The following is a 24,988-nucleotide window of genomic DNA, read 5'->3' as shown; positions in this document are numbered from 1 at the left end:
CCCTTCACCCACCTCAACGGAGCAGCGCATGCGTACCCCCGTACCCGACTATCTCGAGCAGGTCCTCACCGAGTGCCATGGGGACGAAGGGGGCGAGCGCGCCGACTACATCCCCGAACTCGCGCAGGCGCCGCTCGACCGGTTGGCGGTCGCCCTCTGTACCCCGGACGGGACCCTGTACTCCGCCGGTGACGCGGACGTCGAGTTCACCATCCAGTCCGCGTCTAAACCCTTCGTCTATGCCCTCGCCCTCGAAGAGCGAGGATGGAAGGACGTTTACAGCCACGTCGGGACCGAACCGTCGGGCGAAGCCTTCAACGAGATTTCACTCGAACCCGAAAGCGGCCGGCCCCGCAATCCGATGATCAATATCGGGGCGATCACCACCCATAGCCTGGTCGGCTCGCCGGAATTGGACGCCGACGAGCGCTTCGAGCACGTGCGCGCGGGGCTGTCCGCCTTCGCGGGGCGAGAGCTCGCGGTCGACGAGGCGGTCTTCGCCTCCGAGATGGAGACCGCGGATCGCAACCGTTCCCTGGCCTACATGGTCCGCACGACGGGCGCGCTCATCGGAGACCCGCTCGATCAGGTTGAGGGCTACACCCGGCAGTGCTCGATCGCGGTGACGACCGCGGACCTCGCGATGATGGGCGCGACCCTCGCCAACGCCGGCGTCAACCCGATCAGCGGCAAGCGAGTGGTCTCGCCACTCGTCGTTCGTCAGGTCCTCAGCGTGATGACGACCTGCGGCATGTATGACGCTGCTGGGGACTGGATCTCCGCCGTCGGAATCCCGGCCAAGAGCGGTGTCTCCGGCTGCATCCTCGGCGTGCTCCCAGGTCAGGTGGGGATCGGGACCTTCTCCCCGGCACTGGACTCGGTCGGCAACAGCGTGCGCGGAGTCCAGATCTGTCAGCGCCTCTCCGATGATATGGGCCTTCATCTCATGGGCGCCGTCCCGAGCGGTCAGCACACCGTGCGCGATATCGGACCGCTCACCCTGGACGGCCGCGAGGCCACCCGCGTCCAGTTGCAGGGCGTGGTGCGCTTCAGCGAGGCCGAGCGCGTGATGCGCGCGCTGACGGAATTGCCGGAGGGCCCCGACCCGGTCGTCCTCGACCTCAGCCGGGTCGCCCAGGTCGACCAGGTCGGCCGTCGCATGCTGCTCGAAGGGGTACGCCGTCTCCACCTCGATGGCCATGACATCGCGATCGTGGACCCGGAGGACGCCCTGCCCGATCCCGACGAGGGATACCGGCCCACCCGGCTCAGCCTCGGCGAGCTCTAGGAGGGCTCAACTCCCTTCCGGTCCACCCCCATCACCGGTAATTAGGTCGCGAAGGGGGTGGGGGCGGTACTAGCGTCCGTGAGCGCGATGCTCCTTCACGACGACTTCCCCCTGCGCGACCCCGGGACGCCCGATACCCGCTCCACCACCCGATACCTGCTCTGGCTCGGGGGGCAGCAACGCGCGCTGCTCATCCTCGGCGTCATCTGCGGGGTCGGGTGGATGGGTTCGCTCGCTCTGCTGCCGGCCGTCCTCGGGCGCGCCATTGATGTGGGGATGCGCGACGGCGACCTCACCCAGCTGTGGCGATGGGCGGCGGTCCTCGTGGCGCTTGCGGTGGCGACCGCGCTCTTTGGCGTGGCTCGGCACTGGGCGGCCGTGCACAACTGGTTGACCGCGAGTTATCGCACGGTCCAGCTCGTCGACGAGGCGGTCCTCGCTCGCGGCCCAGCCATCTCCCGGACGATCCCCCACGGCGATGTGCTCGCGGTCTACGCCAATGACATGGTGCGCATCGGCACGGTTTACGACGTCTCGGCTCGCCTCGCCGGGGCGATCATCTCTTGGTGCATCGTCGCGGGCTATCTCCTCACGACCTCGCGCGATATCGGGTTGCTGATCCTGCTCGGCGGCCCCCTGCTCCTGGCCTCCCTCGCCCTCATCGTGCGGCCCCTCCAGGCCCGCCAGGCGGCCCAACGCGAAGAGGTCGGGACGATGACGACCCTCGCGGCCGACACCGTCGGCGGCCTACGGATTCTGCGCGGGATCGGTGGAGAAGGCCTCTACCTGCGCCGGTATCTCGACCAATCCCAACGCGTGCGACGCGCTGGTGTCCGGGTCGCTGGGGTCCAAGCGGCCCTCGACTCGGCTCAGGTGCTCCTCCCTGGCCTCTTCGCCGTCGCGGTCGTCTGGTTCGGTGCCCGCGAGGTCGTCGACGGGAAGGTGAGCCCCGGCGAACTCGTCGCCTTCTACGGATACGCGACCTTCCTCGCGATGCCCCTTCGGACCGTCACCGAGGCGGTCGACAAGACCATCCGGGCCCGGGTCGCCGCGGCAAAGGTCCTGCGTGTCCTCAACGTCTCGCCGGTCGAGCCCGAAGTGAGCACCGCAGCGGCCAGACGACCGGCGGACTCCGTCCGGCTCCTCGACCGGACCAGCGGCGCCGCGATCCACGCGGGCCGGCTCACCGCGCTGGTCTCGGCGCAACCCGAGGCGAGTGCCGCCATCGCCGAGCGACTCGGTCGCGTCGGCGCTGGTGATCCGAGCGCCGGGCCCGTCCTGCTCGACGGCCTCGATCTGGCGACACTCCCGCTGAGCGAGGTCCGCCAGCGCGTGGTCGTCTCCGAGGCCGAACCGCGGCTCTTTTCCGGCGTGCTGCGCGACGAGCTCACCTCCGCTGCCCGAGTGCGCGGTCTCGCTCCCGACGACGAGGCGGTGCTGGACGCCCTTCGGGTTGCGAGCGCCACCGATGTCCTCGATGCCGTCGATGGCGCGCTGGACAGCGAGCTCGACGAGCAGGCCCGCTCGCTCTCGGGAGGCCAGCGGCAACGGGTCGCCCTCGCTCGAGCCCTGCTCGCGGAGCCCGAGACCCTCGTGCTCATCGAACCGACCAGCGCCGTCGACGCCCACACCGAGGCGCGGGTGGCCGCGGCACTCGCCGACTCCCGGCGCGGCCGCACCACCGTCATCGTGACGGTGAGTCCCCTCCTGCTGGATGTCGCCGACGAGGTCCTGCTCATCGAAGGGGGCCGCGTCGTCCTGAGCGGGACTCGCCACGACCTGATGAGCCACCGCGCCTACCGCGAGATCGTCATCCGAGGGGAGGACGAGTGACCACCCAGATGACGGCGCCCAGCGCCGCAACCGCCGACAGCACGCCGGTCACCGACACCATGGTGCGCACGCTGCCCGTCGCCGACCCGGCAAGCGTCCTTGCGCACACCCGGGGATTGGCGCGAACCCACCGGCGCGAGTTCGCGATGACGCTCGTGTGGCATGCCCTCGCGGCCGGTGTCGGCCTGGCCTCGCCCTGGCTGATCGGTCGGCTTCTTGACGCGGTGACGACCGGCGCCAGCAGGAGTGACGTCGACCGGTACGCGATCGGTCTCGCCGTCGTCGTGGCGGCTCAGACCGCGCTGACCTGGGTCGCGAGGCGCACCGCCTTCATCCTCGGCGAGAGCATCTTCGCGGGCCTGCGCGCGGGCTTTATGCGCGATGCGGTCCGGCTCCCCTTGTCGACCCTGGAGCGATCCGGCACCGGTGATCTCGTCGCGCGCACCACCAACGACGTCGATGCCCTCTCCTATGTCGCCCGCTTCGGTGTCCCGGCGATCCTCGTCGCAATCGTCAGCGTGGTGCTGACCCTCGGCGCGGCCCTCGTGACCTCGCCGCTCGTGGCGCTCGCCGGGTTGGTCGCGCTGCCCTTCGTGCTGCCCTCGACCCGCCGCTACCTCAAGCGCGCCCGCGACGGTTATCTCTGGGAACGCGGAGCGTATGCGCAGCTCAATTCGGTCGCCTCGGAGACGATCTCCGGCGTGCGCACCATCGACGCGCTCCAGCTGGCACCTGAGCGCCGCGCCCGGATGGCAGAGCGCGTCGGCAACGCCTGGCGGGCCGAGCGATACACGCTGCGCCTGCGCCTTCAATGGTTCCCCTGGGTCGAGCTCGGCTACCTCCTCCCCCCGGCCATCGCGGTCGTCTGGGGTGGCTGGCTCGTCGGCCAGGGCCGGGTCAGCCTGGGCGCGGCCGTCGCGGTCGTGCTCTACCTGCGCCAGATCGTCGACCCCCTCGATGAGCTCGTCTCCTGGTTGGACGAGATCCAGGTCGGCGCGACCTCGCTCGCACGGATCATCGGGATCGCCGATGTCCCGCCCGATCGCACGCCGACCGGTGAGGTGCCCGACGGCGATCAGGTGGAGGCGAAGGGGGTGCGCTACGCGTACCGCGCCGGCCACGACGTGCTCCACGGGTTCGATCTCGCACTGCGACCCGGGGAACGCCTCGCGATGGTCGGCCCGAGTGGGGCCGGGAAATCCACCCTCGGGCGCCTCCTCGCTGGCATCGACGCGCCCACCGCTGGGCGGGCCGTCGTCGGTGGGGTACCCCTCGTCAATTTGGACCTCGACGCCCTTCGCCGGGAGGTCGCCCTCGTCACTCAGGAGCACCACGTCTTCGTCGGGACCCTCGCCGACAACCTGCTCCTCGCCCGGGAGGACGCGACCGAGGCCGACCTGCGTCGCGCGCTCGCCACCGTGGACGCACTGGACTGGGCGCTCGCGCTGCCGTCGGGTCTCGACACGCTCGTGGGTTCGGCCGGACACGCTCTCACCGAGGCGCAGGCGCAGCAGATCGCGCTCGCCCGCCTGGTGCTCTCCGACCCGCACACCCTCGTGCTCGACGAAGCCACCTCCCTGCTCGACCCACGGGCCGCGCGCCATCTCGAGCGCTCACTCGGTGCGGTCCTGAGCGAGCGCACCGTGGTGGCGATCGCGCACCGCCTGCACACCGCTCACGACGCCGATCGGATCGCGGTCATCGAAGAGGGCCGGATCAGCGAGATCGGCTCCCATGATGAGTTGATCGCGGCCGATGGTTCGTACGCGGCGCTCTGGCGCTCGTGGCGCGACGAGCGCTAAGGCTCAGCGGGCGGGCGCGAGGACCGGCATCCCGATGTCGACCGGTTCGCCGCGCTCGCCCGGGCGGCTCACCCGAGCCGTCGTGTGGGTGAACCGAGCGACCGCGGGTTCGCGCGGCGCGATCGGTTCGAGGCGCTCGTATCGGTCGCCCTGCTCGGGCCGGGGGTCGACCTCCCCGCGATTGGGCCACAGCGACATCGCGCGCTCGGCCTGGGCGGTGATCGTCAGGGCCGGGTTGACGCCGAGATTGGCCGAGATCGCCGACCCATCAACCACCGAGATCCCCGGATAGCCCCAGACGCGGTGGTAGGGATCGATGACGCCGCGCTGCGGGCTGTCGCCGATCGGAGCGCCACCGAGGAAGTGGGCGGTCAACGGGACATCGAAGGCCTCGCCCCACGTCCCTCCTGCGTACACCGGCACGCCGATCCGCTCGGCGAGGCGCTTGCCGATCGCGCGAATGCCGCGGTGGCCGGCCTCGATGTAGGTGGGATTGGGCTCGCCGTGGCCCTGCCGCGAGGTGAGCTTCCACCGACCGAAGCGCGAGCGGGTCACGGAGGTCGACAGGGAGTTGTCGAGGGACTGCATGACGAGCCCGATGATCGTCCGGTCCGCGAAGTGGCGCCCCGGTGGGAACCACGCGGCGAGCGCCTTGGGCTGGCTCGGAAGGGAGGCGAGCAGCCGCGCCCAGCGGGGCCACCTGCTGTCGTCCCCGGGCGCGAGCAGCGTCGTGAGCAGCCCCATCGCGTCCGAGCCCTCGCCATAACGGCAGTTCTCGATGTGCGTATCCGCATCCGGGTGGAAGGAGGAGGTGATCGCTACCCCCTTCGTCAGGGGCTCGGCAGGGGTCGCCGACGCGAGCGCCCCGACGAGGGTTTCGGAGTTGGTCCGGGTGAGCTCCCCAAGGCGCGGGGATAGGCGAGGGAGTTCTCCTTCGGCGCGCATCGCGTGGAGCAGGTGCTGCGTCCCCCACGTCCCGGCCGCCAGGATCACGTGGCGAGCGGTCGTGACTCGAGCGCCCTCGTCGCCGCGGGCATCGGTGCGCTCATGGCGCACCCGGTAGGTGACGGCCTCTCCCGGCGCGCCGACCACCTCCCCGATCCGGGTGACGGTCCGCAGCGGGATGACCTCTGCGCCGAGGGATTCGGCGAGCGCAAGGTAGTTCTTCACCAACGTGTTCTTCGCGCCGACCCGGCAGCCGACCATGCAGTTGCCGCACTCGGTGCAGGTCGTGCGGGCGGGCCCGGCCCCGCCGAAGTAGGGATCGGCGAGCGTCTCTCCCCCTTCGCCGGTGCCAAAGAGGACCCCGACGGGGGTCTTGCGGAAGGTCTCGGCGACCCCCATGTCCGCGGCGGCCTCGCGCATCACCTGCTCGACCGGCCCCTCGCAGGGATTGGTGACGACGCCGAGCATCGTCTGGGCCAGGGCGTAGTGCGGAGCCAACTCCACGCTCCAGTCGGTGATCTCGCGCCACTGCGGGTCGGCAAAGAAGGGGGCGGGCGGCACGTAGAGCGTGTTGGCGTAGTTGAGCGATCCGCCGCCGACGCCGGCCCCGGCGAGGATCATCACGTCGCTCAGCAGGTGGATGCGTTGGATCCCGTAGCAGCCGAGAGAGGGCGCCCAGAGGAAGTTCTTTAAGTCCCACGACGTCCGCGCGAAGTCCGAGTCGGCGAAGCGGCGCCCGGCCTCCAGCACTCGGACCCGATAGCCCTTTTCCGCCAGCCGGAGCGCGGACACCGATCCACCGAAGCCGGAGCCGATGATGAGCACGTCGACATCGGGTTCGGCCGCGACGCCGCGAGCGTCGCGGGTCACGACAGGCCGGCCTTCTTCATCAGCGCCAGGCTGACGCTCATCACCTTGGCGAAGGTCTGATCGCTCGCCCCGAAGGCGGGGGCGATCGGCAGGAGATGCTGGGCGGTGACATTTTGAGACTCGGTGTACTTGAGGATCCCCTCTGCGCCGTGGCGCCGACCCATGCCGCTCGCCTTCATCCCGCCCATCGGTGCGGCCATGGAGGCCCAGGCGGCCGCGTAGGCCTCGTTGATATTGACGGTCCCGGTCTGGATCTTCGCGGCGATCTCGCGGCCGCGGCGGACGTCCCGGGTCCACACCGAGGCGTTCAGGCCATAGTCGGTGTCATTGGCGAGTGCGATCGCGTCGTCGTCGGAACTCACGCGGTAGATCGAGGTCACCGGTCCGAAGGTCTCTTCATCGCGCACTGCCATCGCGGCGGTCACCCCGGCGAGGACGGTCGGCTCATAGCAGTACGGGCCGAGGTCGGGGCGCGCCTTGCCGCCGACGAGGACCTCCGCCCCCTTCTTCACCGCGTCCTCGACGTGTGCCGTCACGATGTCGAGCTGATCCTGCGAGACGAGCGAGCCCATGTCGTAGCCGAACTCGAGCGCCGTCCCGACCGTCATCGTGCGGACCGCCGCGACGAAGCGGGGCACGAACTGGTCGTAGATATCGGTGTGGACGATGACCCGCTCGGTGGAGATGCAGAGTTGCCCTGCCGAGGAGAAGCAGGCCCGGATGGCACCATCGACGGCGCGGTCGAGGTGCGCATCGGCGGCGATATAGACCGCGTTCTTACCCCCGAGTTCGAGGCTGAAGGAGACGAGCCGCTCCGCTGCCGCAGCCGCGATCTTGCGCCCGGTCGGCGTGGAGCCGGTGAAACACACGTAATCAGCCGCGTCCACCACGGCCTGCCCGGTACTCGATCCCGGACCGAGGACGACCTGAAGCACCCCAACGGGCAGTCCGGCCTCCCCGAGCAACTCGATGCCCGCGAGGGCCGAGAGCGACCCCTGCTGGTCGGGACGCAGCACGACCGCGTTGCCGGCCATCAGCGCCGGGATCGCGTCGGTGATCGCCAGGGAGAGCGGGTAATTCCACGGCGAGACGATCCCGACGACCCCCTTCGGGTGGTGCAGCTCGCGGGATTGGCTGAGCACGGGGATCGCACCGCGGCGACGGCGCGGCCGCAGGTACGACTCGGCCTCCTGCGCGTAGTGCCGAGACGCGATCGCGACGTCGAGGACCTCCTCGAAGGCGTGGGCTCGGGCCTTGCCCGATTCCAATTGGACCAGGTCGAGCAGCTCGACCTGGTGCTCGAGGACGAGGTCGTGGAAGCGCAGGAAGACCCGTTTGCGCTGGTCGAAGGACATCGCCGCCCAGCGGCGCTGCGCCGAGCGCGCGAGCGAGACCGCGCGTCGCACGTCGGTGGCCGTCGAGATGGGCAGCGCCGCGAGCGGGCCGCCGGTGATCGGCGAGGTGCGGGTGAAGGTCTCGGCCTTCGGGGAGGCGACCACCCGAGCCGCCAAATGCCGTGCGCGCGAAGGGGATACGGCGTACGTGGCGGTGGGGTCGAGCTCTGGGTCGGCGATGATCTCCGAGGTCATTACCAAAGGGTAGATGGCCTCCTCGTCCGATGGCCGCGAAGGGGGAGAATTCTTCCCCCTTCGCGGCCACCGGCCGCAGAGGCAAGGTGCTCGGGTTAGGAGGCGAGCATCCCCTTCATCTGGCTGATCTCCTTCTCCTGGCCCTCGATGATCGCGTCGGCGAGGTCGCGGACTCGCGGGTCACTGCCGTTCTTGCGGACGCCTTCGGCCATGGTGATCGCGCCCTCATGGTGCTCGATCATCATCTCGAGCCACTTGGTGTCGAAGGCGGCGCCCGAGAGCCCCTTGAGATCGGTCATCTCGGCGTCGGACATCATCCCGTCCATCCCGTGGCCAGAGTGGTCCATACCGCCCGCGGTCATCCCCCATTCCCTGAGCCAGCCGGACATCTGCTCGATCTCCGGGCCCTGAGCATCCTTAATCTGGCGGGCGAGATCCTTGACCTCCTGACTGTCCGAGCGCGACGGGACGAGATCGCTCATCTCGATCGCCTGCTCGTGGTGCGGGATCATCATCGCCACGAACATCGCGTCGTGGGGGTTGACCTCGGAGGCCGAGGTGGCCGTCGAGGTCTGATCGGCGGTGGTGGCTGAGGTGGTCGAGCCGCAGGCTCCGAGGGTCAGGGCCACGGCGGTCGCTGCCGCGGCGAGAATCGTGCGCTTCATGACTGGTGTTCTCCTTGCATCGTGGACGCGCTGCGAGCAGCGCAAGGTCGGTCGTGCCAGCGGTCAGAGCTGGCCCGGCCCGATCACGTCCGGCTGATGCAGAGCAGGAGACGGCGGGGGCGCGCGGGGGGCGGTCCCCGCGGGAGGACCCGAGTCCGAAGGGGGTGCGGCGCGGGCTGGCCGAGCGCGCGCCTCGCCGCGCGCATGGCGAAGAGGACCAGCAGCAACAGGACCGGGACGACGAGCACTGCCGCGAGGAGCGACCCGTCATGGTGGTGCGCGATCTCCCCGCTCACCGCAGCCATCGTGGCGGCCACGTGGGTCATGGATCCCATCGCGGGCGCCTCGTGTCCCGCGTGGTCCCCTCCCGGACCGACCTGGCAGGCCAGCACGCCGTGACACACGAGGGCCGCGATCAGCAGGGCCAGTGCCTGCGAACGCGCCCACGGTGACGGCGTGCGGGTCATCAGCTGGGCTGGTGTGGAGAGACGACGACCTCGATGCGCTGGAGTTCCTTGACCTCGGTGTAGCCGGTAGTGGCCATGGCCCGGCGGAGGGCGCCGACGAGGTTCGTCGTCCCATCGGCGACGTGACCGGGACCGAAAAGGACCTGCTCAAGGGGGGCGACATGGCCGACCTGGACGCGCTCGCCGCGGGGGAGCTCCGGGTGGTGCGCCTCCGGGCCCCAGTGCCAGCCCTTGCCGGGTGCATCCGTGGCCCTGGCCAGCGCCGCGCCGAGCATGACGGCGTCCGCGCCGACCGCGATCGCCTTGACGATGTCACCACTCGTGCCGAGCCCACCATCGGCGATGACGTGGACGTACCGGCCGCCGGACTCGTCGAGATAGTCGCGACGGGCCGCCGCGACATCGGCGACCGCCGAGGCCATCGGAGCGTGGATACCGAGGGTCGCCCGGGTCGTGTGGGCCGCGCCTCCACCGAAGCCGACCAGCACCCCGGCCGCACCGGTCCGCATGAGGTGCAGCGCCGCCGTGTACGTGGCGGCTCCACCGACGATCACGGGGACGTCGAGCTCGTAGATGAAGCGCTTGAGGTTCAGCGGCTCGGCCTGGCTGCTCACGTGCTCGGCCGAGACGGTCGTGCCGCGGATGACGAAGAGGTCGACACCGGCGTCGACGACCGTGCGCCAATGCTGCTGCGTGCGCTGCGGGCTGAGCGCGCCCGCGACGGTCACTCCCGCCTCGCGAATCTCCCGGAGACGCTCGGTGATGAGCTCGGGCTGGATCAGCGCACTGTAGATCTCCTGCATCCGGGTCGTCGCCCGGCCGGCGTCCAGCTCGGCGATCTCCGCGAGCAGGGGCTCGGGATCCTCGTAACGGGTCCACAGGCCCTCGAGGTCAAGGACCGGCAGGCCCCCGAAGCGCCCGAAGGCGATCGCCGTCGCCGGGGACATCACCGAATCCATCGGAGCGGCGATCACGGGCAGGGCGAAGTGGTAGGCGTCGATCTGCCAGTCGAGCGACACCTCTTCGGGATCACGCGTGCGCCGTGACGGCAGCACCGCGATGTCATCAAAGGAGTACGCCCGGCGGCCCCGCTTGCCACGTCCGATTTCGATCTCGTTCACCCGAGCAGCCTACCGACCGGGAATAATCGAGGTCGCGACGGTGCTGTCGCCCTTCGGGTCCAGCACACGTGCTGCCCCTTCCTGGTCTTTACCCCCCTTCACCTGCCAAGGAGCACGCGTGTCCACATCGCCTGCCGAGCCGCAAACGCTCGGCGTCGACGGATTACCCCACGACGACCGCCTCGATCGGCGCGTCCTGCTGGTCGCGGGCGTCGTCGTCCTCGGCTCGATCATGTCGATCCTCGACATGACGGTCGTCGGTGTCGCCCAAAACACCTTCATGTCCACCTGGGACACCACGCCCGCGACGGCCGCGTGGACGATCACCGGGTACACCCTCGCCCTCGCGGCGGTCATCCCGGCGACCGGCTGGGCTGCCGACCGGTTCGGCACCAAGCGGCTCTATCTCACCGCTGTCGCGCTCTTTACGATCGGCTCGCTGCTCTGTGCCGTCGCCTGGAGCATCGAATCCCTCATCGCCTTCCGGGTCCTCCAGGGCCTCGGCGGCGGGATGCTGATGCCCCTCGGCATGACGATCCTGACGAAGGCTGCCGGGCCGGAGCGCATCGGCCGCGTCATGGCCGTCCTCGGGATCCCCATGCTGCTCGGCCCCATCCTCGGCCCGATTCTCGGCGGCTGGCTCATCGAGATCGCGAGCTGGCACTGGATCTTCCTGATCAACCTGCCCATCGGCATCGGCGCGATCATCTACGCCGCGTTGGTCCTGCCGAAGGACACCGAGCACCCCTCGGAATCCTTCGACCTGCTGGGCTTCGCCCTCCTCTCCCCGGGCCTCGCCCTCTTCCTCTACGGCGTCAGCTCGATCCCCGAGGAAGGCTCCTTCACCGCGAGCGGCGTCATCGTCCCGGTCGTGATCGGCGCGATCTTGCAGATGGCCTTCGTCTGGCACGCCTTGCGCAAGGACCATCCGCTGATCGACCTGCGCCTCTTTAAGAACCTCAACCTCACGGTCGCGATCCTCACCCTGGTCGTCTTTGCCGTCGCCTTCTTCGGCTCGATGCTGCTCTACGCCCAATACTTCATCGGCGTGCGCGGCGAGACCACGCTGATGGCCGGTCTGCTCCTCGCGCCGCAGGGCATCGGAGCCATGGTGACCATGCCCATCGCCGGAGCCCTCACCGACAAGAAGGGGCCGGGCTGGTTCGTCCTCTCCGGCATCGTGCTGATCCTGCTCGGGATGGCGCCCTTCACCCAGGTCACCCCCGACACGAGCTACCTGCTCCTCTGCGGCGCCCTGTTTGTCCAGGGGCTTGGCATGGGGATGACGATGATGCCGGTGATGACCGCTGCCCTGCGCACGTTGCAGGAGCACGAGGTGGCCCGCGGCTCGACCCTGACCAACATCACCCAGCAGGTCGCGGCCTCGATCGGGACCGCCGTCGTCTCGGTCGTGCTCACCAACGCGCTGAAGGAAAACCCGCTCTCGAGCTTCGCAATCGGGATGACCGTCGATCCCGAGCGGACCGCCGCGATGGCGAACCAATCCGGGCAGCCACTGCCGCCCGACCCCACCGCGGTCGAGGCGATGGTGTCGCAGGGCCTGACGTCAGCCGCCGACGCCTTCGGGCACTCGTGGATGGTCTCGCTGGTGCTCGTGGTCTTCGCGCTCGTCCCCGCCTTCTTCCTGCCCCGCTCCCGCAGCGAAGAAAACGAGCGCTCGCACGAGCCGGTACTGATGCACTAAGGCATTTTTCGCCGCTCGCGCCCGCCCGTCAGCCCCGGTCCTCCCCCAGGAGATCGGGGCTGACGCGCGTCGTCGCGTCCACCGGCTGAGACGCCCGCGACCGTTCGGCGATTTGTCGTCGCCTCCCTCTCGCCCCGCGAGGCTACTGCGTGGTAACAATTCTCTCCGAGCCCGATGACCCCGTCGGGACCATCCCCCTTCTCAAAGGAGAGAACCATGGCCCGACGCGCTGTCGTGCTCGCGGTGACCGCCCTCGTCGCTGCCCCGGTATTCGCCGGTACCAATGCTCAGGCCGCCCCGGCCGCGCCAGCCGAGATCTGGACCCTCAACAACAAGGTCTCGATCGAGACGTACTCGGCGAAGATGAAGAAGACCCTGAAGACCTCCGGCACGTCGGTGTCTCAGTTCGACACCAGCAACGGTTCGCTCACGAGCACCGTCGAGGTGGCCCCCTTCAAGACCAAGCTCACGATCGGCCGCCACCCGCTTGCCGATGTGACGATCGTCCAGGAGCCGGTCGGACCCTCGACGGGCACGCTGAAGGATCTCGTCATTAACACCACGCAGAAGGCGAACATCCGGATCACCAGGATCTCCCCCGCCGGCATGCCATGGCTGAACCTGGTCAACCCCAAGACCTGCAAGACGGTCACCACCACCGACATCAACGTGACCGGCAAGATGACCAACATCTTTGAGCCGACCACCCTCACCGGGACCTACACGATCCCGAAGTTCCGCGGCTGTGGTCCGATCCCCGGCGGCGCGATCGACTCGATCATCTCCGACATGGTCTCCGGTCCGGGCAACAAGGTCACGATGACCCTCACCCCCTGACCGACCCCCGCCTACTGGTCGCTACGCCCTGCGCACGCTGCACTCCCGCAGCACGCGCAGGGCGTTGCCATGCGCGAGGGCGGTCAGCTCGGCGCCGGACCAACCGCGCTCGGTGAGGGCCGCAAAGAGATTCGGATACGTGTCGACGCCGCCAAGGTCGGTCGGTAACTGGTCGACCCCATCGAAATCGGCGCCGATCCCGAGGTGATCGATCCCGATGACGTCCCGGAGGTACTCCAGGTGGCGCACGACCGCCTCGATCCCGGGTCGGGTCGTCGGAAGGGGGTGATCGACCGGCTCCTCGCGGCGTCGCCGCGCGGCGGCCTCGATGTGCCAGGCCGCCCAGGTGTCATCGAGGAAGTACGGCACGAAATTCACCATGACGACTCCGCCATTGCCGGGGATCCGGGCGAGGACATCGTCGGGCACATTGCGCGGGTGATCGCACTGGGCGCGCGCATTGGAGTGGCTAAAGATCACCGGCATCGCGGTCGTATCGAGGGCGTCATGCATGGTCTGCGCGCTCACGTGCGACAGATCGACCATCACGCCGAGCCGGTTCATCTCGCGCACGACCTCGTGCCCGAAATCGGTGAGGCCCCCGTGCCGCGGCTCGTCGGTCGCCGAGTCCGCCCAGTCGGTCGTGTCGTTGTGCGTCAGCGTCATATAGCGCGCCCCGCGCTCGGCCATCTCGGCGAGGGTCGTAAGCGACCCGCCGATGGAGTGCCCCCCTTCCATCCCGATCAGGGCCGCGTGGCGCCCTCGGGCCCAGGCCGCTTCGACCTCCTCGGCGGTGCGGGCCGGGACCATCTCGTCGTACCGCGCGCACATCGCCTCGACGAAGTCGATCTGCTCGTGCGTCGCGGCGACTGCCTCCTCACCTGCCAGCTCTGGCGGGACCCACACCGACCAGAACTGCGCGGCAAGGCCCCCTTCGCGCATCCGCGGCAGATCGGTATGAAGGGCGGGCTGAGGCTCGGCGATATCCGCCCGATCCAGGTCATAGCCCGCGAGTTCGCGATGTGCCCACGGCAGGTCGTTGTGTCCATCAAGGACCGGAAGGGGGTGCGAGTTCGCCGCAGTCGTCATGACGCCCCATCCAACCACCCGCGCTAGGCACGTCGCCGAGGCGGGCACGCGACGCGGGGATGCGGCATGGTGGTGCCCATGCGCAGCGGAACGCACAACGCGATCACCGATGTCGACGGCGTCCGTGTCGGCCACGCGACACGAGACGAGCCGGGGTGGCTGACGGGGGTGAGCGTGATCGTCCCACCGGTCGGAACGGTGGGTGGCGTCGCGGTCCGTGGCGGTGGCCCCGGCACCCGGGAGACCGACCTGCTGGACCCGCGCCACCGGGTCGATGCGCTCGACGCGGTCGTATTGAGCGGCGGCAGCGCCTTCGGGCTCGGGACCGCAGACGGGGTCATGGCCGCGCTGGCGGCCGAGGGTCGTGGCTGGCCGGTCGGCGAACCCGGACAGGTGGTGCCGATCGTGCCCACGGCGATCGTCTTCGACCTTGGCCGGGCCGGCACCTGGCTCCATCACCCCGGCCCGAGCGATGGGCGCGCCGCGTACGACGCGGCAACGGCGGGGCCGGTGGACGAAGGGGGCGTCGGCGCCGGTACCGGCGCGCAGTCCGGTGGGCTGAAGGGCGGGGTCGGATCGGCGAGCGCGGTGCTCGACGACGGCACCACCGTGGGCGCCTATGTCGTCGTCAATGCCGTCGGGTCGACGATGCTCCCGGACGGGTCGCTGCGGGGCGCTCACGCCCTCCTGCCGGACGAACTCGCGCTCCCGACCCCTCGGCCCCACGCGGTTTCGGCCTATTGGGAAGAGGTGGCCGCGCGCCGCGCCGCGATGGAGCAGGCGATGACGGAGCAAACGTCCGATCAGGGTGCGGGAGAAGGTCTGACGCCCGGTACGGCTACGACCATCGGTGTCGTCGCGACCGACGCCACCCTCACCAAGGCCGAGTGCGCGACCCTTGCCGGAATCGCCCACGACGGCCTGGCGCGGGCAATCTCCCCGGTGCATACGAGCTTCGACGGCGACACCTTCTTCGCCCTCGCCACCGGCGCGCGACCGGCGCCGTCCCCCTTCGGCCTGCTCGACCTCCAGGTGGCGGCGGCCGATTGCGTCACCCGGGCGATCGTGCGGGCCATGATCGCGGCGACCTCGGTCGACCGCAGCGCGGACGGAGGGATCGCCATGCCCTCCTACCGCGACGCGCTCACCTAGACCTGCGCGGCGCGCGGGAGCGGGCTCAGCGACCGACCGAGTAGTTCGGGGCCTCCATGATGCCTTGCAGGTTGTGCGGGTGGCTTTCCTTCAGCGAGGCCGAGGTGATCCGCACGAAGCGACCCTTCTCCTGCAACTCCGGGACCGAGCGCGCGCCGACGTAGAACATCGACTGGCGCAGGCCGCCGACCATCTGGTGCGCGACGGCCGAGAGCGCCCCGCGGTACGCGACGCGACCTTCGACCCCTTCGGGCACGAGTTGGTCGTCGGAGGAGACTTCGGCCTGGAAGTAGCGGTCCTTGGAGAAGGACTTCTTGCCGCGGCTGCTCATCGCGCCGAGCGAGCCCATCCCGCGGTAGGCCTTGAACTGCTTGCCGTTGACGAAGATCAGCTCACCGGGCGATTCTTCGCAGCCCGCGAGCAGGGAGCCGAGCATGACGCTCTCGGCACCGGCCACGATGGCCTTGGCGATCTCGCCGGAGTGCTGCATCCCGCCGTCGGCGATGACGGGCACGCCCGCGGGACGCGCGGCGAGGGAGGCGTCGTAGACGGCGGTGATCTGCGGGGCACCGACACCGGTCACGATCCGGGTCGTGCAGATCGAGCCCGGCCCGACGCCCACCTTGATTGCGTCGGCTCCGGCATCGACGAAGGCCTGCGCGCCAGCGGTGGTCGCGACATTGCCGCCGATGACCTGGACATGCTTGGTCGCGGGGTCGCTCTTTAGGCGCTGGACCATCTCGATCAGCATCCGCACGTGGCCGTGCGCGGTGTCGGCGACGAGCACGTCGACGCCGGCGTCGATCAGCGTGGTCGCGCGCTCCCAGGCGTCACCGAAGTAGCCGATCGCCGCGCCAACCATCAACCGGCCCTGGCCGTCGTTGCTGGCATTGGGGAACTGCTCGCTCTTGACGAAGTCCTTGACGGTGATGAGCCCGGCGAGGGTTCCATCGGATTCGACAATCGGCAGGCGCTCGCGCTTGTGTTGGCGCAGCAGCGCGGTGGCGTCCTCGCGGCTGATCCCGACCGGTGCAGTGATGAGCGGCATCGGGGTCATCACGTCGCGCACCAAGGTCGTCGCCCACTCCCCGACCGGGGTGAAGCGCAGGTCGCGGTTCGTCACGATCCCGATGAGGTGATTGCGCTCGTCCACGACCGGCAGCCCGGAGACGCGGTACTCACCACAGCGCTGGTCGAGTTGCTCCAGGGTCGCGTCGGGGCCAATGGTGACGGGGTTGCTGATCATCCCGGTCTGGGTGCGCTTGACGAGGTCCACCTGGTAGGCCTGGTCCTCGATCGAGAGGTTGCGGTGGAGGACACCGATCCCCCCTTCGCGCGCCATCGCAATCGCCATCCGCGACTCGGTGACGGTGTCCATGGCGGCGGAGATCAGCGGGACCTTGAGGCTGATCTCGCGGGTCAGCCGGGAGGTGGTGTCCAGGTCCTGCGGGGCGAGGTCCGAAAAGCCCGGCAGCAGGAGCACGTCGTCGTAGGTCAGCCCCACCTTGGCGAAGGGGTCGTGCCCGGTCGAGGTCGTATCGGACGAAGGGGTGGTAGCGCCGAAGTCCATTGCCGCAGTCTAGGTCCTTCCTCGGGCTGGCCATCGCCGGTGCACGAGCGGCCCGATGCGCTCGCGGATCATGGTGTGTGGAGGCGGCGGGCGGGTGTGAGACACCACGCCGCTGGTTGTATTTTTAACTAACGCTCGCCGACGCCGATCTCATCCCGGCGACGCCCTTCCTATAGTGGTGGCGTGAGCGATCTCCCCCAGATACCGATCCGCGACGACGCCATCAGGCTCGGCCAGTTGCTGAAGTTGGCGAACCTCGTCGAGGACGGAGCGATGGCCCGCGCGGTGGTCGAGGCCGGCGAGGTGACCGTCGACGGCGAGGTCGAAACCCGCCGGGGCGCGAAGGTCCGCCCTGGTCAGATCGTCGCGTACGCCGGCGAAGAGGTCGAGGTCACGACCGACTAAGGGCGCTCGTTCAGCATCCAGTCCAGCGCCTCGGCCACGTGGATCTCGGTCGTGTCGTGCATCGGCACATCGGCGTCCTCGGGGTCAAGGAGCAGCCCGAGTTCGGTCCCCGCGAGGACGATCGACTCGGCGCCGCGCGATACGAGCCCCTTCATGACCCCGCGGAAGTACTTGCGGGTGTCTTCCTTGATGATGCCGTGGACCAGTTCGCCGTAAATCAGCCGGTCGACCTCGGGCCGCTCGTCGGGTTCGGGGCGGATGACGGTCAGGCCCGCCTGCTCGAGCGGACCGGTGTAGAAGTCGCCGTTCGTGGTCGTGAGGGTCGCAAGGAAACCCACCGTGCGCTGGCGCGATGCCTTCACGGCGGTGGCGGCCGCCTGACCAATGTGCAGCAGCGGGATATCGACCGCGTCAGCGACCTGGTCGGCGACCTTGTGCATGGTGTTGGCGGCGATGATCAACCCTTCGGCACCACCGCGTTCGACGCTTCGGGCCGCGTCGATCAGGATCTCTGCCATCCCGTCCCAGTCGCCGGCCTGCTCCGCGGCGGTGACCGGTTCGAAGTCGACATTGCGGATCAGCAGGGGCGCGCTATGCAGCCCGCCGAGGCGCGCCTCGACCCCTTCGTTTAAACGCCGGTAGTACTCCGCCGTCGCGGACCAGCCCATCCCGCCGATGACACCCAGGAGCCTCATGGCTTCACCCTATCCGGCGGCCGATCTCGTTACGGTGGCGCACATGACCCGCGTGCTGATCATCGGTGCCACCGGCCTCGTCGGCTGTCACACCCTGGCCTTATTACTCGGCGATGACCGCTGCGATGAGGTGGTCGCGCTCGCCCGCCGCCCCCTTCAGACCACGCACCCGAAGCTGCGCGCCGAGGTCGTCGACTTCGATCACCCGCCGACCGATGGCGAGGTGTGGGCGGTCGACGCCGTGATCTCGGCCCTTGGGACCACCCGCAAGCAGGCGGGCTCGGCCGGCGCCTTCCGCCGGATCGATTACGGGTACCCACTGGCGGTCGCCGAACGCGCCCGCCAGCACGGAGCACGCACGATGGTGGTCACCTCCTCGAAGGGGGCCGATCCGCGGTCCCGCTTCCTCTACAGCCAGGTCAAGGGCGAGATCGAGCGCGACCTCGCGCGCCTGACCTGGGAGTCCCTGACGATCGTGCGCCCGAACATCATCGGCGGCGAGCGCGCCGAGAGCCGTCCGGCGGAGGCGCTCGGCCTGAAGGTCGCCGGCCTCCTCGGCCCGGTCCTCCCGCGAGGCTTGCGGATCAGCCCGGCCGAGGCGATCGCCGAGGCTCTCGTCGAGGGCGCCCTCGCCCCGCGGCCAGGCACCCACATCGTCGACTCAGCCGCCCTTCTCCCCTAACCCCCGTCGCCCCCGCTGTCTGACCCCCTTCGGCCCGGCCCCCGCTGTCTGACCCCCGACCCGTCCTGCCTTTGCTTAAGCAAAGTCGGGACGGGCGCGTCTTTGCTTAAGCAAAGTCAAGATGCTCACCCTCGTGGGTAAGCAACGAGGCGCTGCTTAAGCAAAGCCGGGACGGGGCGGGGTGGTTCACCCGGGCGCGAGGGATGCGAGAAGGGGGCGACGGCCGAATTCCTCGACCGTCGCCCCCTTCTTGGTGCAGGCGCTTAACGCACCGGCGTCAGTGGGCGTGCCCGTGACCGTGACCGGCCGGGGCTGCCTCCTCCTCTTCCGGCTTTTCCACCACGAGCGTGTCGGTGGTGAGCACCATCGACGCGATCGACGCGGCGTTGGTGAGCGCGGAGCGGGTGACCTTGACCGGGTCGATGACACCGGCGCTGACCAGGTCGCCGTACTCACCGGTCGCGGCGTTGAGCCCGTTGCCCGGGTTCAACTCCTTGACCTTGGAGACGGCGACATAGCCCTCGAGCCCGGCGTTTTCGGCGATCCAGCGGAGCGGCTCGACGGCCGCCTTGGCGACAATCGCCGCACCGGTGGCCTCGTCACCGTCGAGCGCGAGCTCGTCGATGGCCGAGACCGCGTGGACGAGAGCGGAGCCGCCACCGGCGACGATGCCCTCTTCGATCGCGGCGCGGGTGGCCGAGATCGCGTCCTCGATGCGGTGCTTCTTCTCCTTGAGCTCGACCTCGGTGTGAGCGCCGACCTTGATGACGCAGACGCCACCGGCGAGCTTGGCGAGGCGCTCCTGGAGCTTCTCGCGGTCCCAGTCGGAGTCGGTGCGCTCGATCTCGGCCTTCAGCTGACCGACCCGAGACTCGACCTCGTCGTGCGAACCCTGGCCGTCGATGATCGTCGTGTTGTCCTTGGTGACGACGACGCGGCGAGCGCGGCCGAGGTCTTCGAGACCAATCTGGTCGAGCTTCAGCCCGACCTCTTCGGCCACGACCTGACCACCGGTCAGGATCGCCATGTCCTGCAGCATCGCCTTGCGGCGGTCGCCGAACCCGGGGGCCTTCACCGCAACAACGTTGAAGGTGCCGCGGATCTTGTTGACCACCAGGGTCGACAGCGCTTCACCGTCGATGTCCTCGGCGATGATGAGCAGCGGCTTGCCGGACTGGACGACCTTCTCCAGCAGCGGGAGGATCTCGGCGATCGTCGAGATCTTGCCCTGGTTGATCAGCACGTAGGCGTCCTCGAGGACGGCCTCCATGCGCTCGGGGTCGCTGACGAAGTAGGGCGAGATGTAGCCCTTGTCGAACTGCATGCCCTCGGTGAAGTCGAGCACGGTGTCGGCCGTGGAGGACTCCTCGACGGTGATGACGCCGTCCTTACCGACCTTGTCGAAGGCCTCGGCGATGGTCGAACCGATGCCCTGGTCCTGCGCGGACAGGGCCGCGACCTGAGCGATCTCGTCCTTGCCCTCGAGTTCGCGGGCGGTGTCGAGCAGGCGCGAGGAAACGGCCTGAACGGCCTGGTCCATCCCGCGCTTCAGGCCGGCCGGGGCAGCGCCCGCGGCAACATTGCGCAGGCCCTCCTTGACCATGGCCTGAGCGAGCACGGTCGCGGTGGTCGTCCCGTCACCAGCGATGTCGTTGGTCTTGGTCGCGACCTCCTTGGCGAGCTGCGCGCCAAGGTTTTCGTAGGGGTCCTCGAGCTCGATCTCCCGGGCGATGGTCACACCATCGTTGGTGATCGTCGGGGCGCCCCACTGCTTGTTGATCACGACATTGCGGCCCTTGGGGCCAAGGGTGACCTTGACAGCGTTGGCGAGCTGGTCGACGCCGCGCAGCAGCGAGTCGCGCGCCGCGTCGTTGAACTGAAGTTCCTTGGCCATCGCCGATCAGCCGACGATCGCGAGGACGTCGCGCGCCGAGAGGACGAGGTACTCCTCGCCACCGTGCTTGACCTCGGTGCCGCCGTACTTGCTGTAGATGACACGGTCGCCGACGGAGATGTCCATCGGGACGCGCTCACCGGCGTCGGAGATCCGGCCCGGGCCCACGGCCACGACCTCGCCCTCCTGGGGCTTTTCCTTGGCGGTGTCCGGGATGACCAGACCGGACGCCGTGGTCTGCTCGGCCTCGAGCGACTTCACGACGATGCGGTCCTCGAGCGGCTTAAGCGAAACCGACACGATGACTCCTTTTCGGTAGGTGATGCACACGTTTGGTAGGTGCCGCGAGGCTGTATGACACCGGTCGCCGTCGCGGGGGTCGGCCGGCTCTGGCCTCGTAGCGTTGGCACTCGCATGACGTGAGTGCCAACGCCCAATCTAGGTCGCCAATTAGCACTCGGTCAACCTGAGTGCCAAGTCCGGCATCTCGCCCTTCTCGATGCACCGAACGCGCGCCGGGTGAGGCAGGATAGTCCGCCGTGGATACTCGGACGGTGCGCTGGCTCGCTTCCCCAAGCGGCCGCGCCCTCCTTCACGATCTGCCGGAGTATGCCGAGAGCAGCGCCATCGCGACCGCGACCCAACTGCGGGCGAAGGGGGTAAGCCCCGAGCGCGCCGCCGCGCTGCTCACCCAGAAGAGGCTGCGGGCTCGCGCGCAGGAGAAGTTCGGAGAGTTCGCCGAGGGCATGCTCTTTACCGCTGACGGGCTCGAGCAGGCCTCCCGACTCGAGGTTGCGGCCACGCACGCGGGCCGATACGCCGCCGCGAGCCTCGCCACCGTGCACGACCTCGGCTGCGGTATTGGCTCCGACGCGATGGCGATGAGTGCCCTCGGCGTGACGGTGCACGGCATCGACCAGGACCCGGTCACGGCGGCGATCGCCGACGTCAACCTCCGACCCTGGCCGGACAGCCGCGCCCGCATCGGACGGGCCGAGGACTTCCGCGCTCCCGCGGACCCGCTGCACTCCCGCGTCGGGATTTGGCTCGACCCCGCTCGGCGCACCCCCGGCGTCGCCGACTCCACGGGCCGTACCCGCCGCGTGTTCCGGCTCGATGACATCTCACCCTCGTGGAGTTATGTCCTGGAGATGGCGAGCGCGGTCCCCGCCGTCGGCGCCAAGCTGAGCCCCTCCCTTCCGCACGACATCCCGCCGCTGGGTACCGAGGCCCAATGGACGTCGTGGCAGGGCACCGTCCTTGAGTGCACGGTTTGGTGGGGACCGCTCGTGCGCCAGGCCGGGCGCAGCGCGCGAGTCCTGCGCGCCGGAGCCCCGCCCGTCGAAGTGGATCAAACGATGGCCGACCACGACCCCCCTCGTGCCCGCACCCTCGCCCAGGTCGGACCGTGGCTCTACGAGGCAGACCGGGCCGTGACCCGGGCCGGGCTCATCGGAGCGGTGACGGCCGCGACCGGGGGCGCCGAGCTGGAGGCCGGGCTGGGCTACATCACGAGCGACCGCAGCGTCGATGACATCGGTTACGCCCGCCGTTACGCCGTCGCCGAAGCGATGCCGTTTAGCATCAAGGCCCTGCGCGGATGGCTCCGTGATCGGGGGGTCACCGGCCTGACGATCAAGAAGCGCGGCATCCGCCTCGATGAGGACCAGCTGCGGCGCCAGTTGAAGATCGGCCGCGGCGCCGGCGACGGTGAGCAGGCCACGGTGGTGCTGACCCGGGTCGCTGGCGAGCAAGCGGTGCTCGTCGTCGAACCGACCTGACTCCCCCTTCGCGCGGACGGTGGGCAGCGGGGACGGGGTTACAGCCAATGGTCGCGGTTACAACCCCGTCCGCTGACAGTTTCCGCGGCATCGCGCCAGAGGGCGCTAGTGCCGCCCCGCCCGTGCCGCGGAAACGGACACCAGGCGCAGAAACAGGCACGTGCCGCAGAAACGGGCGCGGGGCGCGGAAGGTGGGCAGCGCGGACGGGGATACAGACATCGGGCGGAGTTATAACTCCGTCCGGTGACCGTTTCCGCGGCATCGCGCCAGAGGGCGCTCGTGCCGCCCCGTCCGTGACTCGGAAACAGACACCAGGCGCAGAAACAGGCACGTGCCGCAGAAACGGACGCGGGGCGCGGAAGGTGGGCCGCACGGACGGGGGTACAGACATCGGGCGCGGGTATAACCCCGTCCGGTGACGGTTTCTGCGGCGTCGCCGCCCCCCCCTGGTCGTGACCTCCTACCCGGAGAGAAGGGCGTCACGCTGCGCCCCGTCGTGCGCGACCGCTGCGGCGCCGGCCGCGAGCGCCGCGCTCACGGCTGCCTCGCGATCGCCTCCGGCGGCGAGCGCTGCCGCCAAGGCCCCGCAGAAGGCGTCGCCCGCTCCGGTTGTGTCGACGACCTCCTCAGCCGCTACCGCGGGGTGGTGGACGCCATCCCACGCCGCGCCGTTCGCGCCGAAGGTGACAAGAAGTGACCCCGGCACCAGCGCCGAATCGGCGAGCGCCAGGGCCTCGTGCTCGTTCACGATCACCGGGTCCGCGACCGCGACCAGACCGCCGGGCAGATCGCGGAAGGGGGCGGCGTTGAGCACCACGCGCGCACCAGCCGTCGCCGCCCGATCTGCCGAGACCGTCACCGCGTCGATCGGAACTTCCAACTGGAGGAGCAGCACATCGCCGGGGCCAAGGAACGACAACGCCGTCGCGACCTCGGCGCCCCCGACCTCGGCATTGGCGCCCGGGACGACGACGACCTGGTTCTCACCATCGGCGGCGACGGTCACGAGCGCCTGGCCGGTCGGCACCCCTTCGATCACCCGAACGTGGGTGACATCCACCCCTCGCGCGGCAAGGTGGGCAAGGCTGGCGCGCCCGCTCGCGTCATCGCCGACGCACCCCACGAAGACGACCTCGGCTCCCCCTTCGGCCGCGGCGACCGCTTGGTTCGCACCCTTGCCTCCGGCTCGGCGCTGGACCTCACCGGCGGTCACGGTTTCGCCGGGCCGAGGTAAGCGATCGACCCGGGCGACGACATCGACGTTGATCGAGCCGAGGACGACAACCCGCGGCGCGCGGTCGAGATCACTCATGACGCTCAGGCTACGGCCAGGTTTGGCACGGTAGCGTCACGTCCCGTGCTGACCACCAAGACGCGTCGATTTGCCGCCCCGATCCTTGCGGGCGCGCTCGCCGCGACCATGCTCGCCGCGTGCGGAGACGAGTCCGCCCCGACGGCCACGAGCGAGGCCTCGTTGCCGAGCACGAGCGACTCGACCACCTCGACGGCCCCGTCCTCGACATCCGGGACGAAGAAGAGTCCGAGTTGCGCCGCCGACACCGCTGCGGCGATGACCCCGACGCAGCGCGCCGGACAGCTCCTCATGGTGGCGCTCGATCCGTCCGCCGGCCCCACCGGGCTCGATTCCCACATCAGCGATCAGGGGCTTGGGTCGATGCTCTACCTCGGCGGCTGGCGCGGGCAGCAGGCCGTGACCGAAGCGAGCGCCCACCTCCAGCAGGTCGCGCCCCGGGTCGATGGCCGACGGGTCGGCATGTTGATCGCCGCCGATCAGGAAGGGGGTGAGGTGCAGCAGCTCCAAGGCGACGGCTTCACCACGATCCCCTCCGGCGTCGAGCAGGGCAAGATGGCGCCCGCCGAACTGCGCGCCGCGGCCGCGAAGTGGGGCGCGGAACTCCAGCGCGCGGGCGTCAATGTCAATCTCGCACCGGTCGCCGACACCGTCCCCGCCGAGCTCGGCACGGGCAACGGCCCGATCGGCAAGCACCAGCGCGAGTACGGCACCACCCCGGAGGCAGCAACGAAGGGGTCGGTCGCCTTCTCTCGCGGCATGTTGGACGCCAAGGTGCAGCCGACGGTCAAGCACTTCCCCGGGATCGGGCGCATCCGGGGCAACACCGATGTGGCGGCCTCGGGGATCACCGACGCGACGGCGACGACCAAGGACCCCTACCTCGCCCCCTTCGCCGCGAATATCAAGGCCGGCGTCCCGATCGTCATGGTGGGCTCGGCGAAGTACCCGAAGCTGGACGCCCAAAACCAAGCGACGTTCTCGACGAAGATCATCACCGACCTGCTTCGTCAGCGGCTCGACTTCGACGGGGTCGTGATCACCGATGACGTGGGCGTCGCGGCGGCGGTGGCCGACGTGCCCGTGCCCGACCGGGCGACCCGCTTCATCGACGCCGGCGGTGACATCGTGCTCACGGCTCAGCCCACGCAGGTGCAAGAGATGGTGGGCGCGATCGTGGCGAAGGCGGACAAGGACCCCGCTTTCGCCAAGAAGGTGGACGCCTCCGTCGTGCGGGTCCTCACCCTGAAGAAGGACATGGGCCTGCTCGAGTGCAGGTGATCGC

At 69.5% G+C, this 24,988-nt stretch carries 21 protein-coding genes; 10 read left to right on the top strand and 11 right to left on the bottom strand.

Annotated features, from left to right (window positions below):
• Positions 1 to 28 precede the first annotated feature (28 nt).
• From AB8K43_RS11815 to AB8K43_RS11805, 3 genes are all read left to right on the top strand, one after another.
• A complete protein-coding gene (locus AB8K43_RS11815) occupies positions 29 to 1,288 on the top strand; it encodes a glutaminase (protein WP_370894402.1) in 1,260 nt (419 codons plus the stop codon).
• A gap of 87 nt (positions 1,289 to 1,375) precedes the next feature.
• Positions 1,376 to 3,121 carry an ABC transporter transmembrane domain-containing protein gene (locus tag AB8K43_RS11810; RefSeq protein ID WP_370894462.1) on the top strand — a complete coding sequence of 582 codons (1,746 nt, stop codon included), beginning with the start codon at positions 1,376 to 1,378 and terminating at the stop codon, positions 3,119 to 3,121.
• The gene (locus tag AB8K43_RS11805; RefSeq protein ID WP_370894401.1) at positions 3,118 to 4,923 is read left to right on the top strand and encodes an ABC transporter ATP-binding protein; all 1,806 of its coding nucleotides are present in this window, start codon (positions 3,118 to 3,120) and stop codon (positions 4,921 to 4,923) included. Before AB8K43_RS11810 ends, AB8K43_RS11805 begins: the two co-directional genes overlap by 4 nt.
• Positions 4,924 to 4,926: 3 nt before the next feature.
• On the opposite strand, the gene AB8K43_RS11800 is transcribed toward AB8K43_RS11805, so the two are convergent.
• From AB8K43_RS11800 to AB8K43_RS11780, 5 genes are all read right to left on the bottom strand, one after another.
• Positions 4,927 to 6,738 carry a GMC oxidoreductase gene (locus tag AB8K43_RS11800; protein ID WP_370894400.1) on the bottom strand — a complete coding sequence of 604 codons (1,812 nt, stop codon included), beginning with the start codon at positions 6,736 to 6,738 and terminating at the stop codon, positions 4,927 to 4,929.
• Positions 6,735 to 8,327, bottom strand: coding sequence for a succinic semialdehyde dehydrogenase (locus tag AB8K43_RS11795; protein ID WP_370894399.1), 1,593 nt, complete (start codon positions 8,325 to 8,327; stop codon positions 6,735 to 6,737). Before AB8K43_RS11795 ends, AB8K43_RS11800 begins: the two co-directional genes overlap by 4 nt.
• 95 nt (positions 8,328 to 8,422) lie before the next feature.
• Positions 8,423 to 8,992 (bottom strand): DUF305 domain-containing protein, encoded by a 570-nt coding sequence (locus tag AB8K43_RS11790; RefSeq protein ID WP_370894398.1) that lies wholly within the window; start codon positions 8,990 to 8,992, stop codon positions 8,423 to 8,425.
• A gap of 83 nt (positions 8,993 to 9,075) precedes the next feature.
• Positions 9,076 to 9,459 carry a hypothetical protein gene (locus AB8K43_RS11785; protein ID WP_370894397.1) on the bottom strand — a complete coding sequence of 128 codons (384 nt, stop codon included), beginning with the start codon at positions 9,457 to 9,459 and terminating at the stop codon, positions 9,076 to 9,078.
• Positions 9,459 to 10,580, bottom strand: coding sequence for a GuaB3 family IMP dehydrogenase-related protein (locus AB8K43_RS11780; RefSeq protein ID WP_370894396.1), 1,122 nt, complete (start codon positions 10,578 to 10,580; stop codon positions 9,459 to 9,461). The genes AB8K43_RS11785 and AB8K43_RS11780 overlap by 1 nt, the downstream gene beginning before the upstream one ends.
• A 118-nt stretch (positions 10,581 to 10,698) precedes the next feature.
• Between AB8K43_RS11780 and AB8K43_RS11775 the strand changes: the two genes are divergently transcribed.
• Together AB8K43_RS11775 and AB8K43_RS11770 are read left to right on the top strand one after the other, a co-directional pair.
• On the top strand, positions 10,699 to 12,285 hold the full coding sequence (locus AB8K43_RS11775; protein ID WP_370894395.1) for a DHA2 family efflux MFS transporter permease subunit: 1,587 nt from the start codon (positions 10,699 to 10,701) through the stop codon (positions 12,283 to 12,285).
• Positions 12,286 to 12,501: 216 nt separating this feature from the next.
• A complete protein-coding gene (locus tag AB8K43_RS11770) occupies positions 12,502 to 13,122 on the top strand; it encodes a hypothetical protein (protein ID WP_370894394.1) in 621 nt (206 codons plus the stop codon).
• 21 nt (positions 13,123 to 13,143) lie between these two features.
• Here the strand turns inward: AB8K43_RS11770 and AB8K43_RS11765 are convergent, their stop codons facing one another.
• Positions 13,144 to 14,211 (bottom strand): dipeptidase, encoded by a 1,068-nt coding sequence (locus tag AB8K43_RS11765; RefSeq protein WP_370894393.1) that lies wholly within the window; start codon positions 14,209 to 14,211, stop codon positions 13,144 to 13,146.
• Positions 14,212 to 14,289: 78 nt separating this feature from the next.
• Between AB8K43_RS11765 and AB8K43_RS11760 the strand changes: the two genes are divergently transcribed.
• Complete coding sequence (locus AB8K43_RS11760; protein WP_370894392.1) at positions 14,290 to 15,363, top strand: P1 family peptidase; 1,074 nt, start codon at positions 14,290 to 14,292, stop codon at positions 15,361 to 15,363.
• Positions 15,364 to 15,388: 25 nt separating this feature from the next.
• Here the strand turns inward: AB8K43_RS11760 and guaB are convergent, their stop codons facing one another.
• A complete protein-coding gene (gene guaB / locus AB8K43_RS11755; protein WP_370894391.1) occupies positions 15,389 to 16,933 on the bottom strand; it encodes an IMP dehydrogenase in 1,545 nt (514 codons plus the stop codon).
• A 183-nt stretch (positions 16,934 to 17,116) separates the two neighbouring features.
• Between guaB and AB8K43_RS11750 the strand changes: the two genes are divergently transcribed.
• Entirely contained in the window at positions 17,117 to 17,338 is a 222-nt protein-coding gene (locus tag AB8K43_RS11750) for an RNA-binding S4 domain-containing protein (RefSeq protein ID WP_370894390.1), read from the top strand.
• On the opposite strand, the gene AB8K43_RS11745 is transcribed toward AB8K43_RS11750, so the two are convergent.
• Positions 17,335 to 18,033: an aspartate/glutamate racemase family protein gene (locus AB8K43_RS11745; RefSeq protein ID WP_370894389.1), complete on the bottom strand. Its 699-nt coding sequence runs from the start codon at positions 18,031 to 18,033 to the stop codon at positions 17,335 to 17,337. The two genes, AB8K43_RS11750 and AB8K43_RS11745, sit on opposite strands and share 4 nt — an antisense overlap.
• Here AB8K43_RS11745 and AB8K43_RS11740 point away from each other — a divergent pair.
• Positions 18,032 to 18,715: an NAD(P)H-binding protein gene (locus AB8K43_RS11740; RefSeq protein ID WP_370894388.1), complete on the top strand. Its 684-nt coding sequence runs from the start codon at positions 18,032 to 18,034 to the stop codon at positions 18,713 to 18,715. The genes AB8K43_RS11745 and AB8K43_RS11740 overlap by 2 nt on opposite strands.
• A 277-nt stretch (positions 18,716 to 18,992) precedes the next feature.
• Here AB8K43_RS11740 and groL read toward each other — a convergent pair whose 3' ends face one another.
• Positions 18,993 to 20,609, bottom strand: a complete 1,617-nt coding sequence (gene groL / locus AB8K43_RS11735) for a chaperonin GroEL (RefSeq protein WP_370894387.1) — start codon at positions 20,607 to 20,609, stop codon at positions 18,993 to 18,995.
• Positions 20,610 to 20,615: 6 nt separating this feature from the next.
• On the bottom strand, positions 20,616 to 20,909 hold the full coding sequence (groES, locus tag AB8K43_RS11730; protein WP_370894386.1) for a co-chaperone GroES: 294 nt from the start codon (positions 20,907 to 20,909) through the stop codon (positions 20,616 to 20,618).
• 239 nt (positions 20,910 to 21,148) lie between these two features.
• On the opposite strand from groES, the gene AB8K43_RS11725 reads away from it, so the two are divergent.
• Positions 21,149 to 22,390: a class I SAM-dependent methyltransferase gene (locus AB8K43_RS11725; protein ID WP_370894385.1), complete on the top strand. Its 1,242-nt coding sequence runs from the start codon at positions 21,149 to 21,151 to the stop codon at positions 22,388 to 22,390.
• Positions 22,391 to 22,851: 461 nt separating this feature from the next.
• Here the strand turns inward: AB8K43_RS11725 and AB8K43_RS11720 are convergent, their stop codons facing one another.
• Entirely contained in the window at positions 22,852 to 23,703 is an 852-nt protein-coding gene (locus AB8K43_RS11720; RefSeq protein WP_370894384.1) for a ribokinase, read from the bottom strand.
• 45 nt (positions 23,704 to 23,748) lie between these two features.
• Between AB8K43_RS11720 and AB8K43_RS11715 the strand changes: the two genes are divergently transcribed.
• Positions 23,749 to 24,984 carry a glycoside hydrolase family 3 N-terminal domain-containing protein gene (locus AB8K43_RS11715; protein WP_370894383.1) on the top strand — a complete coding sequence of 412 codons (1,236 nt, stop codon included), beginning with the start codon at positions 23,749 to 23,751 and terminating at the stop codon, positions 24,982 to 24,984.
• The last annotated feature ends 4 nt before the right edge of the window (positions 24,985 to 24,988 follow it).

The sequence above is a fragment of the Janibacter sp. GXQ6167 genome, assembly GCF_041365945.1.
Taxonomy (GTDB): domain Bacteria; phylum Actinomycetota; class Actinomycetes; order Actinomycetales; family Dermatophilaceae; genus JBGFSK01.
Note: the sequence above shows the minus strand (reverse complement) of the source record. Positions and strands in the feature narration are given on the sequence as shown.